We start from the raw sequence: 4,191 nt of genomic DNA, 5'->3' as shown, positions 1-4,191 counted from the left end.
GATGTCGAAAACCCACGCATGAACCCCCGATCTGTGCCCGATCTGTGCCCAAAGCGGCGCTTGCGCGGCCGCTTCCTACCCGCCAGACTCGCCAAAAAGGGCGGTTGAACTTCCTATACCCCGACTGCTCATTCTTCTGCTTCGCGCCTACAAGCGCGCGCTCAGTCCGCTGCTCGGTCCGCGCTGCCGCTTCCACCCGACGTGCTCGGAATACGCCATGCAGGCGATCGCCCGTTTCGGCGCGCTCAAGGGCGGTTGGCTGGCGACGCGCCGCGTCCTGCGTTGCCATCCGCTGCATCCGGGCGGGCACGATCCCGTGCCGCCTCCCTGAGGCCGACGCATGCCGTCCGCATCGCGCGCCGAACGCCTGCAGCCCGACGGGCACGCTTCCCGCCACGTCGACGCGGTTTGCGCGGGCGAGCGTGGCGACGCGATGCGTGCCTTGCGGGCCCGAAAGAGTCCCGTGCGCGCGCCGTTCGCCGCGATGCTGGCGGTAGGACTCGCGGCCTGTGCGAGCGTCGCGCCTGCCCCTCCCACGCAGGTTCCTACCTCGGCTCGGCCGGTGGCGACCTTGCCCGACGAGGCGCCGCAGGGCGCGCTGGTGGTCGGGCGCGCCGCGCCCGGCAGCCGCGTGCTGCTTGCGGGACGGCCGCTGCGGGTGGGCCCGGACGGCACGTTCGTGTTCGGCGTGGCGCGCGATGCCGTCGAACCGCTGAGCGTCGTCATCGAACCCGCCGACGGCGCGCCGCAGCGCATCGACGTTGCCGTGCGCCCGCGCGAATGGCCGGAAGAGCGCGTGGACGGCGTGCCGCCGCAGACGGTCGAACCGCCGCCGGAGATCGCCGCGCGTATCCGCGAGGAGCAGGCGCGGGTGGCGGCGGCGCGCGAGCGCGACGACGACCGGCTCGACTTCCTGCAACCGTTCGTGTGGCCGGTCGAGGGCCGCATCAGCGGCCGGTTCGGCCATCGCCGCGTCTACAACGGCGTGCCCGGCGCGCCGCATTCCGGGATGGACATCGCCGCCGCCGAAGGCACGCCGGTGCGCGCGCCGGCAGCCGGCATCGTCACCTTCGCCGATCCCGGGCTGTATCTCACCGGCGGCACCGTGGTGCTCGACCACGGTTTCGGCGTCAGCTCCAACTTCCTGCACCTGTCGCGGATCGACGTGCGGGTGGGCCAGCGCGTCGAGCAAGGGCAGACGCTCGGCGCGGTCGGCGCCACCGGCCGCGCGACCGGTCCGCACCTGCACTGGGGCATGAACTGGTTCGAGGTGCGGATCGATCCGCTGCTGGTGCTGGAGCGCGGCGCGCGCTGAGCGCGCCTTGCGCTCAGCCGACCGCGTCCGCCGGCACCGGCGATGCCGCTCCGCTCAGGCGGCCGATGCGCAAGAGAGACGGCGAACTTGCCAGATCCAGCGGCGTGACCAGCTTGGGATTCGGATTCGGCACCGGCAGCGGCGGCGTGGCTGCCAGGATCGGCGTCGCGGCGGATGCGGACAGGCCCAGGCGGGCGCGTGCGGCCGCGAGGCTGTCTGCCAGTTCGTCGTCGGCCGGTGCGAGGTCGGCCGCGGTCGCAACACGCTCCGCCGCCTCGCCGCCGGTCTGCGCGGCCACCGCCGCCAGCGCCTGCCTGCGCTTGGGATGCAGCAGCGGCCACACCTCGTCCCACAGCGCCTTCCAGTCGATTTTCGGAAACGGCGCGGTGCCGCGCGGTTCGAGCACCACGGTCGGCGCCAGCCGCCCGCGCGGTTGCGCATCGCACTCGGCGAAGCTGCGGTAGACCACTTCGCTGCAGACCATGTGCGAGGGATCGTTGCGCACCAGATGATCGAGCGCCTCGCGCACCACCAGCCGCGCGAGCCAGTGCGAGGGCAGCTTGCCGCGCACGGCGACCAGCACGCCGAGCGTGGCGAGGCGGTCGAGCGGATACGGCACGCCCAGCAGCGAAACGGCGTGCGCGAGGACCGCGGCGCGATCGCCATCCGGCAGCGGCCGGCCGTCCGCGTCGTGAGGACGGAACAGGTCCACGAACGGGTAATTGTCGTGGTCGTTCAGGCGCTGCGTGAGCGGATAGCGCCGGACCCCGTGCGCCGCGGCCTCGATCAGATCGCCATCGTCGGCCACCAGCGCGGCGTGGCTGTAGATGCTGTCGCCACACCAGGCGATCAGCGCCGACAGCGGGCCCTCGCCCAGCATCAGCAGCACGTCGCCGGGGATGGGATCGCGGGACGTGGCGGCGGGCGATTCGATATTCGGGCAGGACGTCATGTCGCTTCTCCGGTGGCTTCCAGGGATTCCTGTGCGCTGACGCGGTTGCGCCCCGCGCTCTTGCTGCGATACAGCGCGCCGTCGGCGCGTTCGAGCAGGCGCTCGACGCCCTCGCCGGGGACGTACTCGGCCACGCCGATGCTGAGCGTGCTCGGCAGCCGCAGGTCGTCCAGCGCCAGCGGGCGGCACGCCACCGCCTCGCGCATGCGTTCGGCGATGCGGCCCGCTTCCGACAGCGTGGTGTCCGGCATCAGCACCAGCAGCTCGTCGCCGCCGTAGCGCGCGAGTACGTCGCTGCCGCGCAGCACGTTGCGGATGCGCAGGCTGACGTAGCGCAGGCACTGGTCGCCGACGTTGTGGCCGTGGGTGTCGTTGATGCGCTTGAAGTGGTCGATGTCGACGAAGGCCACGCACAGCGGCCGGCCGTCGGCTTCGGCGGCGGCCGACGCCTGCGCGAGGCGGGCGTCGATCGCGTGCCGCGTGTAGGCGCCGGTGAGCGCGTCGAAGGTCGCGCGCCGGCTGGCTTCGTCGCGGTCGCGGCGCAGTTCGAGCAGCGTGTCGGAAAGGCCGATGGTCAGCAGCACGCCCGCCAGGGCGAAGCTGGCAGCGAGCATGTGATCGAGATAGCTCAGCTCCTGTGCGGCGCCGAGGATCTGGGCCGCTCGCAGTACCGAGGCGACGATGATCGGCAACCACGATACGAGCAGAAACCGCGCGGCCCGATTGCCGCCGAGTGCGCCGGTCACCGCACTGCTCAACACGGCGAGCGCGATGAGCACGATGAGGAAATTTCCGAGCGTCGGAATGATGCGGGCTGGCGACAGCACGACGACCGCCGCGAGCGCGGCGGCGAGCCAGGTCAGGACGCCCAGGATCCTGTCGTGACGCGGTGCGCACCGCCGCAGGTCGAGATAACTGCGCACGAACAGGCCACTGAAGAAGACCCCCAGGGCGCCTGCCGCTCGGACTGGCTGGGCGTTACTTCCGAAGAGCGTGCCGAGGCCGGGCACGGATCTCAGTTCGCCGCCCATCGCCGCGATGAAGATGCCGGAGAAGCCCAGCGTCGCGGCCAGATACAGGAAACTCCGATCACCGATGCCAGCCCAGTAGGCCAGCGTCAGTACGACCAGAACCCCGAGAATGCTGAGGATCGCGATGCGCCAGGCCGTGTACTCCAGGTCCCGCCGATGCACCGTGTCCAACGGTTCGACCGTCACCACCACGGGCACGGCCCCCGGCATGCGTACCCGCACATAGACGGCCTCGCCTACCCGGAGCCCTCGCGGCAAGGGGCTCACCAGCGCGCGGGTGGCATACCGGTCGTCGGCGTCATCGCCGTACAGGGCATGAGGACTCCCCGGCTGACCGCCAGGCGCCCAGACCTCGACCTCGGTCAGGAACGGGCTCAACAGCACCAGATGCGGGCGCCCCCCGGCAGGCACCGGCTGTTTGGCCCTCACCCGCCACCAGACCGCGTGATCGTCCGTCTGGAATATCACCGGGCCGCTGGGGTTCTCGACGAACGCCGCGTCATACGCGCCGGACAGCACAGCGGCGGCGGGCACGTCCCGTGCGTCGAGACGGGCGACTTCGAGCGTCGACTCCCCGGCGGCCACGGGAAACGAGGCGCACAGAAGGACCGCCAGCCAAAGCCAAGCGCGAGTAAGCAGCCGCATGATGCCCCCTATGCCCCTCCTGGAGGCATCGTACTCCAGACCACGAGGTCTAGACGGTCAGAGACCGCGCCCGCTCACCCGCGCCACCGCGTCGTGCGCGTGCAGGCTCTCGAAATGCGCGACCTCGACTTGCGTTGCGGCGTGCTCGAGCACGGCTTCCTGCGGGTGGTGTGCGAGCACTGTCGTGCCGAGAGGCTGGTGGCGTATTCCTGCAAGAAGCGCGGGCTGTGCCCGAGCTGCGGCGCGCG

At 71.3% G+C, this 4,191-nt stretch carries 4 protein-coding genes and 1 pseudogene; 3 read left to right on the top strand and 2 right to left on the bottom strand.

Features of this window, described 5'->3' with window-relative positions; translation table 11 throughout:
- Nucleotides 1-115: 115 nt before the first annotated feature.
- Nucleotides 116-331, top strand: a complete 216-nt coding sequence (yidD, locus tag EYQ95_RS25865) for a membrane protein insertion efficiency factor YidD (RefSeq protein WP_132332044.1) — start codon at nucleotides 116-118, stop codon at nucleotides 329-331.
- Nucleotides 332-484: 153 nt separating this feature from the next.
- The gene (locus EYQ95_RS25860) at nucleotides 485-1,315 is read left to right on the top strand and encodes a M23 family metallopeptidase (RefSeq protein ID WP_132332046.1); all 831 of its coding nucleotides are present in this window, start codon (nucleotides 485-487) and stop codon (nucleotides 1,313-1,315) included.
- A gap of 13 nt (nucleotides 1,316-1,328) precedes the next feature.
- Here EYQ95_RS25860 and EYQ95_RS25855 read toward each other — a convergent pair whose 3' ends face one another.
- Together EYQ95_RS25855 and EYQ95_RS25850 are read right to left on the bottom strand one after the other, a co-directional pair.
- Nucleotides 1,329-2,267: a hypothetical protein gene (locus tag EYQ95_RS25855; protein ID WP_132332042.1), complete on the bottom strand. Its 939-nt coding sequence runs from the start codon at nucleotides 2,265-2,267 to the stop codon at nucleotides 1,329-1,331.
- A complete protein-coding gene (locus tag EYQ95_RS25850) occupies nucleotides 2,264-3,943 on the bottom strand; it encodes a GGDEF domain-containing protein (RefSeq protein ID WP_132332040.1) in 1,680 nt (559 codons plus the stop codon). Before EYQ95_RS25850 ends, EYQ95_RS25855 begins: the two co-directional genes overlap by 4 nt.
- 129 nt (nucleotides 3,944-4,072) lie before the next feature.
- Here EYQ95_RS25850 and EYQ95_RS25845 point away from each other — a divergent pair.
- Nucleotides 4,073-4,191, top strand: a pseudogene (locus EYQ95_RS25845) (transposase zinc-binding domain-containing protein); the annotation flags it as partial.

The sequence above is a fragment of the Lysobacter sp. N42 genome (assembly GCF_004344885.1).
The sequence above is the reverse complement of the archived record's forward strand: the minus strand, read 5'-3'. Positions and strand labels throughout refer to the sequence as shown.